Source organism: Bacillus sp. FSL L8-0654 (genome assembly GCF_038629965.1).
In the GTDB taxonomy this organism is placed as follows: domain Bacteria; phylum Bacillota; class Bacilli; order Bacillales; family Bacillaceae; genus Bacillus; species Bacillus safensis.
Map to the genome: position 1 here is coordinate 1,249,987 of NZ_CP152026.1, position 12,241 is coordinate 1,262,227.

The 12,241-nt window shown below is 40.0% G+C and carries 12 protein-coding genes, 1 pseudogene and 2 riboswitches; of the genes and pseudogenes, 9 read left to right on the forward strand and 4 right to left on the reverse strand.

Annotation, left to right across the window (positions count from 1 at the left end; all coding sequences use genetic code 11):
* Positions 1-94 precede the first annotated feature (94 nt).
* Positions 95-259, forward strand: a riboswitch (M-box (ykoK) riboswitch).
* A gap of 208 nt (positions 260-467) precedes the next feature.
* Positions 468-1,826, forward strand: coding sequence for a magnesium transporter (gene mgtE / locus MHH65_RS06305; protein ID WP_024424654.1), 1,359 nt, complete (start codon positions 468-470; stop codon positions 1,824-1,826).
* Between the two features lie 290 nt (positions 1,827-2,116).
* A complete protein-coding gene (locus MHH65_RS06310) occupies positions 2,117-2,515 on the forward strand; it encodes a hypothetical protein (protein ID WP_024426817.1) in 399 nt (132 codons plus the stop codon).
* 34 nt (positions 2,516-2,549) lie between these two features.
* Here the strand turns inward: MHH65_RS06310 and MHH65_RS06315 are convergent, their stop codons facing one another.
* Positions 2,550-2,879, reverse strand: a complete 330-nt coding sequence (locus tag MHH65_RS06315) for a MerR family transcriptional regulator (protein WP_024424656.1) — start codon at positions 2,877-2,879, stop codon at positions 2,550-2,552.
* Between the two features lie 192 nt (positions 2,880-3,071).
* Here MHH65_RS06315 and MHH65_RS06320 point away from each other — a divergent pair, with 192 nt between their 5' ends.
* The 3 genes from MHH65_RS06320 (at position 3,072) to MHH65_RS06330 (ending at position 4,250) form a co-directional block, all read left to right on the forward strand.
* The gene (locus tag MHH65_RS06320; protein ID WP_098677348.1) at positions 3,072-3,227 is read left to right on the forward strand and encodes a hypothetical protein; all 156 of its coding nucleotides are present in this window, start codon (positions 3,072-3,074) and stop codon (positions 3,225-3,227) included.
* A 37-nt stretch (positions 3,228-3,264) separates the two neighbouring features.
* Positions 3,265-3,429: a hypothetical protein gene (locus tag MHH65_RS06325; RefSeq protein WP_024426818.1), complete on the forward strand. Its 165-nt coding sequence runs from the start codon at positions 3,265-3,267 to the stop codon at positions 3,427-3,429.
* A 356-nt stretch (positions 3,430-3,785) separates the two neighbouring features.
* A complete protein-coding gene (locus MHH65_RS06330) occupies positions 3,786-4,250 on the forward strand; it encodes a MarR family transcriptional regulator (protein WP_087975546.1) in 465 nt (154 codons plus the stop codon).
* Positions 4,251-4,484: 234 nt separating this feature from the next.
* On the opposite strand, the gene MHH65_RS06335 is transcribed toward MHH65_RS06330, so the two are convergent.
* Entirely contained in the window at positions 4,485-6,905 is a 2,421-nt protein-coding gene (locus MHH65_RS06335) for an EAL domain-containing protein (protein WP_061109747.1), read from the reverse strand.
* 246 nt (positions 6,906-7,151) lie between these two features.
* Between MHH65_RS06335 and MHH65_RS06340 the strand changes: the two genes are divergently transcribed.
* The 4 genes and pseudogenes from MHH65_RS06340 (at position 7,152) to MHH65_RS06355 (ending at position 10,983) form a co-directional block, all read left to right on the forward strand.
* Entirely contained in the window at positions 7,152-7,766 is a 615-nt protein-coding gene (locus MHH65_RS06340) for a DedA family protein (RefSeq protein ID WP_041116426.1), read from the forward strand.
* A gap of 77 nt (positions 7,767-7,843) precedes the next feature.
* Positions 7,844-7,950, forward strand: a riboswitch (yybP-ykoY riboswitch).
* A pseudogene (locus tag MHH65_RS06345) lies at positions 7,946-8,837 on the forward strand (TerC family protein). Its footprint overlaps the riboswitch before it by 5 nt.
* Before the next feature lie 215 nt (positions 8,838-9,052).
* Positions 9,053-9,808, forward strand: coding sequence for an RNA polymerase sigma factor SigI (gene sigI / locus MHH65_RS06350; protein WP_003210952.1), 756 nt, complete (start codon positions 9,053-9,055; stop codon positions 9,806-9,808).
* The gene (locus MHH65_RS06355) at positions 9,805-10,983 is read left to right on the forward strand and encodes an anti-sigma factor domain-containing protein (protein WP_065214288.1); all 1,179 of its coding nucleotides are present in this window, start codon (positions 9,805-9,807) and stop codon (positions 10,981-10,983) included. Before sigI ends, MHH65_RS06355 begins: the two co-directional genes overlap by 4 nt.
* 36 nt (positions 10,984-11,019) lie before the next feature.
* Here the strand turns inward: MHH65_RS06355 and MHH65_RS06360 are convergent, their stop codons facing one another.
* Both MHH65_RS06360 and MHH65_RS06365 read right to left on the reverse strand, forming a co-directional pair.
* The gene (locus tag MHH65_RS06360) at positions 11,020-11,217 is read right to left on the reverse strand and encodes an alpha/beta-type small acid-soluble spore protein (RefSeq protein ID WP_034281522.1); all 198 of its coding nucleotides are present in this window, start codon (positions 11,215-11,217) and stop codon (positions 11,020-11,022) included.
* A 123-nt stretch (positions 11,218-11,340) separates the two neighbouring features.
* On the reverse strand, positions 11,341-12,057 hold the full coding sequence (locus MHH65_RS06365; RefSeq protein WP_025092320.1) for a DUF1836 domain-containing protein: 717 nt from the start codon (positions 12,055-12,057) through the stop codon (positions 11,341-11,343).
* Positions 12,058-12,241: the final 184 nt, after the last annotated feature.

The following is a 12,241-nucleotide window of genomic DNA, read 5'->3' on the forward strand; positions in this document are numbered from 1 at the left end:
CTTTTTTTGAAAAGTAAGCGAATACATAAGGATACTTGGCATCTTGCTTATTGACATCATTCCGCTTTTTCTGTAATCTCAGTGTGTTAACAATATGAGACTTCGTTAGGTGAGGCTCCTGTATGGAGATACGCTGCTGCCCAAAAATGTCCAAAGACGCCAATGGGTCAACAGAAATCATCGACATAAGGTGATTTTTAATGCAGCTGGATTTGATCCTATGCCATACAGTGCTAAAGCTCTACGATTGAAGGAGCAAGTGTTTATTTTGTCATGCTTACAAAGCGCCTTCATTCGGTTGAAGGTGCTTTTTTATGAGAAAAGGAGGTGTGGGGATGGATCATCCCGATTCGAGACACATAAAGAGTATGTCAAAAGATCAGATTGACGCATCAGACAGAGGAGATCCTGACCCCCGCACATTCTAAGGGATTCGGGTATCTCCTGACTTTGGGGAGGTAACAGCGATGATACAGAACATTACGTACGATGAACTCATTTTAAGAATCATTATTTTATTAAGAGATGGCAAACGCAAAGAATTTAAAAACATTATGGAAGAACTTCAGCCATATGATATGGCCTATTTATTTAAAGAACTTCCAGAAAAACACCGCGGCCGTTTCCTCAGCTTTTTAACAATCGATGATGTGACGGAAATGATGGGTGAGCTTGAGCGCGAATACCAAGAAATTGTGCTTGAAAAAGTAGGAAAAGACAAAGCCACCTTCGTCACAAACAAAATGGATAACGATGACCTAGCCAACTTGTTTGATGAAATGGATGATGAGCTGAAAGACCAGCTTTTATCAAACATGGAGGCGGAGGAATCAAAGGCCGTCCAGCTTCTCATGAATTATCCTGCTGAGACAGCAGGCCGGATCATGACCAACCGGTACGTTTGGATTCCTCAGCACTATACGGTTCAGGACGCAGTTGTAAAGCTGAAAAGCTTTGCTGAAATTGCAGAATCGATCAACTATTTATATGTCATTAATGATCAAAAGCAGCTTGTAGGGGTTCTGTCGTACCGGGATCTCATTTTAGGTGAACCAGATGAAAAAGTGCAGGATCTTATGTTTACAAGAGTCATTGCCGTTGGAGCTTTTCAAGATCAGGAAGAAATCGCAAAGCTGATTGAACGGTATGATTTTCTTGCCATTCCTGTTGTAGAAGAGAACAATGTCCTGGTCGGAATCGTCACAGTCGATGATATCATTGATGTCGTCATTCAAGAGGCAGGAGAAGACTATGAGAAGTTCGCTGCCTCTGGTAAAGATATTACATTCGACACGCCCGCTTTTGTTGCGGCATACCGCCGTCTCCCGTGGCTCATTTTACTCTTATTCATTGGGCTGATTTCAGGCAGTATTTTAAATTACTTTGAAGATACCCTTCAGCAAGTCGTCGCCTTAGCCTTCTTCATGCCAATGATTGCAGGAATGACAGGGAATACAGGCACACAGTCGCTTGCCGTCGTCATTAGAGGGCTTTCAAAAGAAGAATTAACGAAAAAAACCATTATGCGCCTGATTTTTAGAGAGCTCCGAACAAGTATTTACATTGGGATTGTCTGTTCCATCATTATTACAGTCGTCGCAATGGTGTGGCAGGGCAATATGATTTTAGGATTTGTTGTCGGTTCCTCACTGCTTGCTACACTGATTATTGGAACGATGGCAGGTACGATCGTGCCTATTATTTTACACAGATTAAACGTCGATCCTGCGATTGCATCTGGGCCGCTGATTACAACATTGAACGATATTTTATCATTGCTTATCTATTTTGGTATTGCGACAGCGTTCCTTCATACACTTATGTAGCAAGAAGACTGTAAAACATGACGTTTTGCAGTCTCAGCGCGCTGACAAACCCTTGAATTCGGTGTCAGTCCTTGCGTGCCGGTGCTCACGAATGTTCAATTCGATCCGCTCCGGTACTCGTCCTTCCTAGACTTCAAAGGTTTTCAGATCGCGCTGAAAGGTAGACAAAGGACTATCCCTTGTCCGCAATCTAAGCCTGTAAAACATGACGTTTTACAGGCTTTTTTTGTATAAAGATTGCATATAGCGCTTCCATCCTTTACATTTTAAGGAGAAGGTGGGAGAGAAACATGAAGAAATTCTTATTCGTTTTGATGTGTATGTTTTTGCTGAGTGCATGTCAAAGGGAGGACGAGGGGAAAGACCGAAGGCTAGTGGCTGCAGAGCATATGCTTGAAGCCATCACCGAAGGAAATAAAAGAAAAATGGAAGACATCTACGTCGAAGGTGCGGTCCCGAGCCCGGATGACATTCTGAAACTGAAAAAAGAATGGGGCATAGACACGCTTTCTTATGAGGATTTTCAATTGGAAGAAGCCAGCATTCATGTGTTCCATGCGAATTACGAAGATGCAAAAACCGGGAAGAAAAAGGCACTTGCCCTGCGGGTGAAAGAAGATCCTGAAAGAGGTGGCGTGCTGATTGACTTTGTAGGGGTTGTAGAAGGTACTGAAGCTTCCTCTAAATAAAAAGAATCGTTCAAAAGAGCGATTCTTTTTTTGTTTAACGATTTTTATACCGAAAGTGTGCGTTAATCTGACCTTCCAGCATTTTTTTCTTAAATTGTCCGCTTTTTAGCGCTTGTTCTTTTTTCTTCATGTCTTTTAAAATTTCAGCTGTCTGCACACCGTCTTCCCGTTTATTGGCGATGTCCATCAAACGTTCAACATCTGCAAAAGAATATTTCCGTGTGCCTCTTGTTGAGCGCTGGGGGTAAATGAGTTTACGTTCCTCATAATATCGGATTTGCCTGACGGAAAGCCCTGTTAGCTCACTGACAATCCCGATTGAAATGACTTTTTTATCTTTATAAGATACATCTTCCTGCGTCATATACTCACCCCTGCAAGTCTTTTCTTCATATTATATAGAACGAGAAGTGAAAAAACCTATCGTTTGTTAGAAAATATAACACAAAAACGAAAAAAATGAAAAAACCATGGGAGGAAAGATTACAGGGAGTGTGCAATACATCTTACGGCGGCATATAATCATGGTGAATTGACATAGGAGGAGGAGCATATGATGGAGGAAGCACAGATCATTCGTATGGCAAAAGAAATCATCGCATTAGATGTGAAGAGGGATGAATTGCTTGAGCAATTCATGCAGTCTGCAGGTCAGAATGCACATGCGCTTCTAAGAGCCATGCAAAATGATTTGTATAAGAAGTCTTCATAAGCACCCGATCCAAATCACTTGATAGGAGGGATAATCGGTGCGGCGTATATTAAAAGAAGCTTTAGCAAAGGAAAGACATTATTATACGAAGCAGCTATGTTCATTAGGGGTTTACAGCCCTGATGCGGCCAAGAACATGACAATTAGTGACCTAAAAAAAGAGTATCATTTCTTTTTCAACAAAACAGAACGCTGTCTGTAAAAATCCCTTGAAATGTGCGTATGTCACATAAAGGGTTCTTTTTTTTGTTTAATATTATAGCAATATTGAATTTTGTAGAAATTTGGCGAATGAAGTGCAAGAAACCATAGATTCTTTACAGATTTTGTTAAAGTGTGTCGCATCTTGATGGTTTGCTGAAAAAGCTTTTTTTCGAGATGATTGTGAAAAATAAGAAGGATTTTAAAAGTTTATATCGAAACCTTATACATAACACGAATGGAGTCACTTATGTGGTTGAAAGGGTTTTCAAAAACGTACTTCTATTTTTTACGAAAGGCTCCAACTGCACCGCAAGACAGCCTTGAAGTTAAAAAAATATTATAAGAGGTAGATATGTGATGAGACTATCGTTTAATGAAGAAGAAGTAGAACGCTCAATGACGCTTTACAAGGTTTTTGCAAGAGCATTTAAAAGCGTTTCAGAACACAGTATTAGAGACAGCAAAGAGCATGGGTTTAATCCAACTGAATTTGCCGTTCTTGAATTACTGTACACAAGAGGTGCTCAAAAGCTTCAGCAAATCGGCTCAAGACTCCTGCTTGTCAGCGGGAATGTGACGTACGTAATTGACAAATTAGAACGAAATGGTTTCATTGAAAGAGAACAGGACCCCAAGGATAAACGGTCGGTTTATGCCCATTTAACGGAAAAAGGGCGAAGCTATCTTGACAAGATTTATCCGATCCACTCACTTCGGATTGCGCGTGCATTCTCTGGTCTGACGCGTGAAGAGCAAGAACAATTGATTAGTCTATTGAAAAAAGCAGGTATTCACAGTCAGCATTTATTATTTAGATAAAACGAAAAGGTGCCATCATTGGCACCTTTTAAATTGTTGACAAAGGGCTAAAGTGATCTTTATTTTAGCCCTTTGTCTTCTTCTCAGCTCAGCGTGACAGAAAACCTTTGAAGTCTAGGAGGGACGAGTACCGGAGCGGAGCGAATTGAGCATTCGTGAGCACCGGCACGCAGGACTGACACCGAATGCGAGGGTTTGTCTGCACGCTGGAAGATGCCATCATTGGCACCTTTTTTATGTGTCAAGCAGCGCCGGATAGGCGATGAATTTTTCAATATCGCTTGCTGGCAGCGGTTTGGCATAATAAAACCCCTGCAGGTCGTCACAGCCCTGGGCAGATAATAGCTGAGCCTGTGCAAACGTTTCAACACCTTCTGCTATCACTTCGAGAGATAACTGGTGTCCCATCGCTATAATAGCCCCTGTAATCTGTTCAGACTTTGAATCACTTAAAATATCCTCAATAAAGGATTTATCAATTTTCAGTCGATGAATCGGTAAATCCTTTAAATAGCTTAATGAGCTGTGGCCTGTACCGAAATCATCAATACTAATGCGGACGCCAAGCTGTTTTAGCGATGTTAACACCTGTTTTGATTGCTTGATATTGTCCATTGTCATACTTTCTGTGACTTCAAGCTCCAAGAGTGACGGTTTCAGGTCGTATTTTTTCAGTGTGAGCTTGATCAAATCAATTAAGTCTTCAGAATTGAATTGTTTCGCAGATAAATTGACAGCCACAGGAATTTTCAGCCCATCGTCATACCACTTTTTTGCCTGTTTGCCAGCCGTATCAATGACCCATCTGCCAATATCAATGATCAGACCTGATTCCTCTGCCAGCTCAATAAAAGCCTCAGGTGATTTTAAGGACCCATCTGGTGCCTTCATTCTCAAAAGGGCTTCAACCCCAGTCATCTTTCTAGTTTTGGCACTGACTTGAGGCTGGTAGTGAAGGACAAATTGCTCTCTTTGAATGGCATCCCTCAGCTCCAGCTCCCGGTTTAACCTGTCCTCACTTAATCTTTCCATGGATTCGGTAAAGAACTCATAACGGCTCTGCTTATGTTTTTTGGATAAATACATGGCCATATCGGCTTTTCTCATCAGCTCCATCCCGTCTTTGCCATTTTGCGGAGAGATAGCGATCCCAATGCTGATTGACGTAATAAGCTGATGGTTCTGGATGAAAAAAGGACGTTCAAATTGATGGATGATATTCTTAGAAAATTGTTCGATTTTATGTGTATCATGATCCATGTGGGGAAAGATCATTAAAAATTCATCACCGCCAAGTCTTGCGATAAAGCCATTGTCCGGTAAACATTGCGTCAGTCTGTTTGCGGCAGCTTTCAGCAGTAAATCTCCTATGTTATGCCCGAGTGCATCATTAATAATTTTAAAACGATTTAAGTCCAGAAACAGAACCGCTGTTGACGTTTTTGACTTTTCTTGAGCGGAGAGAACATCATTTAAATGATTGATGCCGTGGCGGCGGTTAGGAAGCTCTGTTAGTGCATCATAATGTGCCATCACATGAATTTCTTTTTCTGCAATCCGCTGCTGCGTTAAATCTTTTAAAACAAGATAAATGCTGTCGAGTGAATTGTTCACATGAACAGGTATGTAAGTGACATGATAATAATAAAAACGATCTGCTGTTTTCAGTTCTGCTTCACGTGTGATAGCTTTTTTTGACTGAGAAATAAATTCTTCCCACAACTCAGTCGGCATCACATATTGGCTGACATCATCACCAATCTTAGAATTGTACAACTCTAAGATTTGTTTACCAGAGTCATTTGCAGAAAGAACCTTTCGATCGACAGATAGCACGATAATGCCGTCTATATTATGTTTGATAAGCGATTGAAACCGTTGTTCATTTTCTTTCAGCTGATCTGACTGCGTCATGATCCGGTGATCAATATAGGCACCAAAAATCATCAGTGTTTGGACTATAAGTGTCATTAAGCCGACAAAAATCGACAGACTGAATGGCGACATTTCAAGAGATCCACCTATAGCAGCCTGTCCATTTGAATGATAAAACATGGTAGAGGCAGCCATACCAGTATAATGCATACCTGCTATAGCACCGCCCATCAACATTGAACCAAGACTCTTTAAAAGATAATTCTCTCGTTTACTTTTCTTGCGGTCAACACGAAAGAAGAGTTTCAATGAGAAGTAGGAGGTAATGGCAGCAATGAAAAACGAAAGAAAAAAGAGGACTGGATCATAGCTGATTGAGACATTGGCCATTGATTCCATTCCAAGATAATGCATGCTGCAAATAGCTGAACCCATGGTGATTGAACTAATGAGCAGCCGTCTTCTAGAGAGCTGCTTTTGAATGCATATTGAAAAAGCGATCAAGGATCCGATAAATGAGGCCAAAATCGATAAAATCAGTAAGGACGTATCATATGTAATGCCAACACGCATTTGAAATGCCATCATGCCAATAAAATGCATCGACCATATCCCCATTCCCATGATCATTGCACCAATGAGCAGCCATACCTTTTTCTTTGCACCGCTTGACTGTGCTACCCTGCTGGCTATATGAAGAGCTGAGTAGGAGGCGACAGCGGCGACAGCGATTGACAGAAAGACAAGCCATCCATTGTAGCTTCCTGTTAAATGGGTCATGTAAGAAAACCTCCTGTATCTTAAAACAGACATATACTTAATATATCGGATCGAATGGCTTCTGTGTTCACCTTTCCTTCACTTAAATAAAACAATCAACGTTTTTTTCATCCTTCTTTTATAGTAAAATCAAATTTAATGTAAAAAAACGATGAAAAGTGAATCGTTTCTTCGGTTTTATTCGTTTAATATATGGTGTGATTCTAAAAGAGATAGAATCAGTCAAATGATTATGTGTGAAAGGGATTGATAAACATCGAAGATTTTATTATTTCATTAGCTGATGCCTTTAAGAACTTGTCATACTTTGGCATCTTCCTAGCATTATGCATTGAATTTGTACCTGCTGAAGTGGTTTTGCCTCTTGCAGGTTACTGGGTCTCAGAAGGGGACATGGCCTTTATCGGTGTTGTGGCGGCCGGCTCCATAGGCGGCGTGGCTGGCCCGTTGACCTTGTACTGGTTAGGACGTTACGGCGGCAGACCCTTTTTAAATAAATATGGAAAGTACTTTTTTATAAAACCTGAGTCACTTGATAAATCGGATGCTTTCTTTGAAAAGCATGGCGGATTGGTCGCATTCAGCGGCCGGTTTATACCAGGAGTCAGAACACTGATCTCCATCCCGTGCGGTATTGCTAAGATGAATGTGTGGGTCTTTTGCCTGTATACGTTTTTGGCGATTACACCAATTACGTTTGTGTATGTGTATCTTGGGTTTATGCTTGGGGAGAACTGGAAAGAGGTTGGCGCTATGTTAGATCCTTATCTTTTACCAATTGGGATAGGTGTTTTGTTATTGTTTGTTCTGTACCTATATATAAAACGAAAAAAAAGAAAAACAGAAACGCCAACTGCCTAATCAATGGATCGAACAGAAAGTCACCTGTTGACAATTCAGTGACTATTGATTAAGATATAAGTAATCTAAATATTCTAAATCCCGCCAAAGGGGAGTAGCGTCCGGTTTTTACCGGAAACAAAGTCGTCATTACATGGACTGATGTTCATCGGCTTTGTTGGCATGATTCTACATATCACATGTCTAGCAAGACCTTTGCCATTACAGGCAAAGGTCTTTTTTGCATTCATAAGCCTTTGTCTGTTGTGGGACAATAGATAAAAACAAGGAGGAATGATGATGGATGCAGCCATTATTTTAGAGTACGGGTGGGTTCTGCTCGTACTGATTGGATTAGAAGGGATTTTAGCAGCTGATAACGCGCTGGTCATGGCCGTGATGGTCAAACACCTTCCTGAAAAACAAAGAAAAAAGGCACTGTTTTACGGACTTGCAGGAGCATTTATTATGCGATTTGGTTCTCTGTTTCTTATTTCGTTTTTAGTGGATGTGTGGCAAGTTCAAGCCATTGGTGCCATTTATCTTCTTTATATTTCCATTCACCATATTTTAAAATCGCACGTATTTAAGAAAAAGGAAACAGATACAAACATGAAACAAAGCGGCTTCTGGGCAACAGTCGTGAAAGTAGAGCTTGCCGACATTGCTTTTGCTGTAGATTCCATTTTAGCGGCAGTCGCTTTAGCTGTGACACTGCCAAAAACAAGTCTTCCGCAAATCGGTGGACTCGATGGCGGTCAATTTATTGTTATTCTATTAGGCGGTATCATTGGTCTTGTTATTATGCGATTTGCAGCAACGGTCTTTGTGAAACTGCTCAAAACAAGACCGAGCCTAGAAACAGCAGCATTTGTCATTGTCGGATGGGTGGGTGTGAAGCTCACGCTTTATACACTGTCACATCCAGCCATCGGGGTCGTATCGTCTCATTTTATCCATTCAGCATTATGGAAAGTCATTTTCTGGACAGTGCTTCTCGCAATTGCAGCATTTGGCTGGTTTTTATCAAGTCCATCAAGAAAAGGCGGGCAGGAAAACGAGGAGAAACAAGAGGCACGCTTGGGAGAGTAGGTTTTTTGAAAGAAATATCATTTCATTTTCATAACACGTATATTACAAATAAGGGGGAGATACCCCCTTATTTCTTTGCTTTTAGACGAAACATTGTAAAGTAGATGGTGACATACATGTCATAATTGAGTAACAGGAAATGAATTCCTCATTTCTTCCTTTGCGCTTCCCTCATAAATTAGCTATCATAAATGAGTAATATAGGGAGAACTGAGGTGAAACCATTGCTTAGCCTTTTGTTTAAAAAAGGAAAGAAAAAGCAAACATTAGAGCAGTCGGCTATCAGTATTCAACAAGGTGATATCGAACTGCAAAATGCATTAATAGAGCAATACAAACCATTTGTCGCTAAGACGGTTTCATCCGTTTGTAAACGATATATAGATGAAAAAGATGATGAATTCAGCATAGGCTTAATAGCCTTTAATGAAGCGATAGAAAAATACTCTGCCGAAAAAGGAAACTCACTGCTTGCTTTCGCAGAATTAATTATTAAAAGAAAAGTGATTGACTATATTCGAAAAGAAGCAAGAAATGCGCCAACGGTTCAAATGGACCTGCAAGAAAGTGAGAATGGCGAATACTCTCAAAGCATGATTGAAGCAGAGCTCTCTGCAAATGAATATAGGCGTTTAATTGAACAAGAACATAGAAGAGAAGAGATTGAACATTTTAAAGAACGATTGAAAGTTTACGGTCTCACGTTTCAAGAGCTGCTTGAGCATTCACCAAAGCATGCAGATGCCAGGCAAAATGCCATTAAAGTAGCCCATACACTCGTTGAACACGATGAGCTGAGAACCATTTTATTTCAGAAAAAACAATTGCCTGTCAAACAGCTGGAAAAGCTAGTGGAAGTCAGCCGCAAAACGATTGAGAGAAATAGAAAATATATCATTGCGATGGCGATCATTATGACAGGTGACTATGTGTATTTGAAAGATTACCTTAAAGGGGTGCTTAATTCATGAGAAGAGGCATTATAGTAGAGAAAAACAAAAAATATGTCACGCTGCTGACCCCTGATGGACAATTTCTGCGGACAAAATATGAAGAGCAAAACTATGAAATCGGCCAAGAAGTGACATTTCCGAATGAATCACGTCTCGAAAGAAAAAGAGCCGGTTTTTTTGACCTGCTTCGTTTACGTCCGTTAAATGCAGGAATCCTATCAATAGCAGCGATTATTGTCGTAATTTTTACTATGATGCCATCTTTCTCAAGTCAAAAAGCATATGCGTATATGACAATTGACATTAATCCAAGCTTTGAGCTGAAGCTTGATCACAATTATCAAGTGATCGGTGTCACACCGCTGAATCAAGATGCAAAGCAAGTACTGGCGAGTATGAAGGATTTAGAAAAAAACGACATGACCAAAGTCGTGCAGGAAATTATAGATGACTGTGACAAAAAAGGATATGTGAACAATTCTAAAAGTATTTATATTTCAACCGTTTATGAAAACAAGCAGGACAATACATATAAAACAAACGTAAAAAGCAAAATTAACACCATTTCTGGTGAATATCAAAAACGCAATTATAAGCTGGAAACTGTGGAAAGTGACCTGGAAACAAGAGAAAAAGCTCAAAAGGCAGGCATTTCAACAGGAACATATATTAGAAATCAAGAAATGCAAAATAAAGAACATGAAGACATCAAAAAGGATGAAGACGCAGCAGAGAACGATGCTGTGAAGGAAGAAGATCCTAAGAAACATGAAGAAGAACAAGCAGATAAAGACAAACAAGAAGACGTAAAGACAGACGATAGCGAAGAGATGCAGCCAGATCAAGAGGCTCCTGAAGCTGAGCACAAAGAGCAGAAGGAGGCAGAGAGGGAAGAGCAAGGATCTGTTCAAAAGCCTCAAAAACCTGATAATGAAAGCAAAGACAGCAACATAAAGGAAGAAAAGGATCATTCTTTCGATAAAGAGCAAAAAAAAAATCACTCAACTGATCCTGATGAAAGAAGACACTGGAACGGTACATCACGTGGTGATGCAGAAAAACACGCAAAAAAAAACAGCAGGGATCAGAACAATCCATCCGCTGAACAAAAAAGAGAACATGCAAAGCAAAAAGGGAAAGGTGCACCGTTTCCTTATCGCGAGAACCGGCATGAGCACACATATCAACAATAAAAAAACGCCAGAATAGCTCCGGCGTATTTCACCATGTCATGATTTAGATTGATTACCCATTTGTGATTGAGCCTGTTGAACGAGTCTTTTTGTGATTTCACCGCCAACAGAACCGTTTGCACGTGAAACTGTATCTGAACCGAGAGTGACGCCAAATTCTTGAGCGATCTCGTATTTAAATTGATCTAAAGCTTGTTCTACTCCAGGAACAAGAAGTTGATTTCGATTTGCCATGTTCGTATTCCTCCTTTCACCTCATGTTTGTTGCGCCTTCTTATTTTGAAAAAAAAGCCGTACAATTATGCTGGCAATTGCTGTACAAAAAACCGAGATGATGAAGGTCACCTCGGTTCTTATTTATCCCTTATTCAGCTGCAGCGTATTATACATCATTTCTTGAGCTGTACTTTGCAAATGAGAAGTAAAGACAGAGAAGACGGTAGAACTGATAATCCCTTTAATCAAATTCCATTGGCTCTTCGTCAATTCTGTAAACTCGTCATGAAGCTTGTCTGTCTGCTCCTCGGTTATTTCTCGTAAATTTGTTTCCTTTAATGGAAATTGTGTATGGTGATAAATAAAATCAAGGACGTGCGCATATGCTTCATAAAAACGGATTGGACTAATAATATCATCTGTTCGATCTGTGATGGTGTTAAATAAGGCAGATAAGATCATACGTATGGTATCGAAGTCAAAAACTGATTTTAAATCCCTGACAATTAATAAAATAACGACCTGATCAATAGAGTACTTCTTGCCAAGCTCTGGATGGCCAATCATATCTTTAATATCACGTTTGATCCAATTTTGGATCGCCGTCGATTTAAGAGAAGTCAGCTCACACAAGTTGCCAAGCTCAACAATTTCATTTGTAGAAAGACCATGCTCTGATTTTTGCTTCCGCCGTTCAAGCTTCTCAAAAAAAGACGGGATCTTTAATTCATCATAGTCATGATCCTTGCCATTTTTTACAGATAGTTTCAAAAGCTGAAGCGGAGTCAGATCTCCCTCTCCTTTTAGAGAATACAGAAGTCTTGTCATGTCAATTCTCGTTAATTTAAAAGTAACCATGTTCCACCTCATTTGTACGTCAAAACGTGATTATTGATCTAATTCAACATCATAGTCTCTTTTTGATGAAAATGCAAAATAAACTCAAAATCAGACCTGTGCGTCACAATTTGTTCACTTTTCTGCTGGGGTAAATGTCGTAAATATTGATGTGACGGGGCTTTAGCCGTTATGATAAACAAAG

Coding starts and splice junctions, on each gene's coding strand:
- mgtE (WP_024424654.1), top strand. CDS start 468: ATGATACAGAACATTACGTACGATGAACTCATTTTAAGAATCATTATT.
- MHH65_RS06310 (WP_024426817.1), top strand. CDS start 2,117: ATGAAGAAATTCTTATTCGTTTTGATGTGTATGTTTTTGCTGAGTGCA.
- MHH65_RS06315 (WP_024424656.1), bottom strand. CDS start 2,879: ATGACGCAGGAAGATGTATCTTATAAAGATAAAAAAGTCATTTCAATC.
- MHH65_RS06320 (WP_098677348.1), top strand. CDS start 3,072: ATGGAGGAAGCACAGATCATTCGTATGGCAAAAGAAATCATCGCATTA.
- MHH65_RS06335 (WP_061109747.1), bottom strand. CDS start 6,905: ATGACCCATTTAACAGGAAGCTACAATGGATGGCTTGTCTTTCTGTCA.
- MHH65_RS06355 (WP_065214288.1), top strand. CDS start 9,805: ATGAGAAGAGGCATTATAGTAGAGAAAAACAAAAAATATGTCACGCTG.
- MHH65_RS06360 (WP_034281522.1), bottom strand. CDS start 11,217: ATGGCAAATCGAAATCAACTTCTTGTTCCTGGAGTAGAACAAGCTTTA.
- MHH65_RS06365 (WP_025092320.1), bottom strand. CDS start 12,057: ATGGTTACTTTTAAATTAACGAGAATTGACATGACAAGACTTCTGTAT.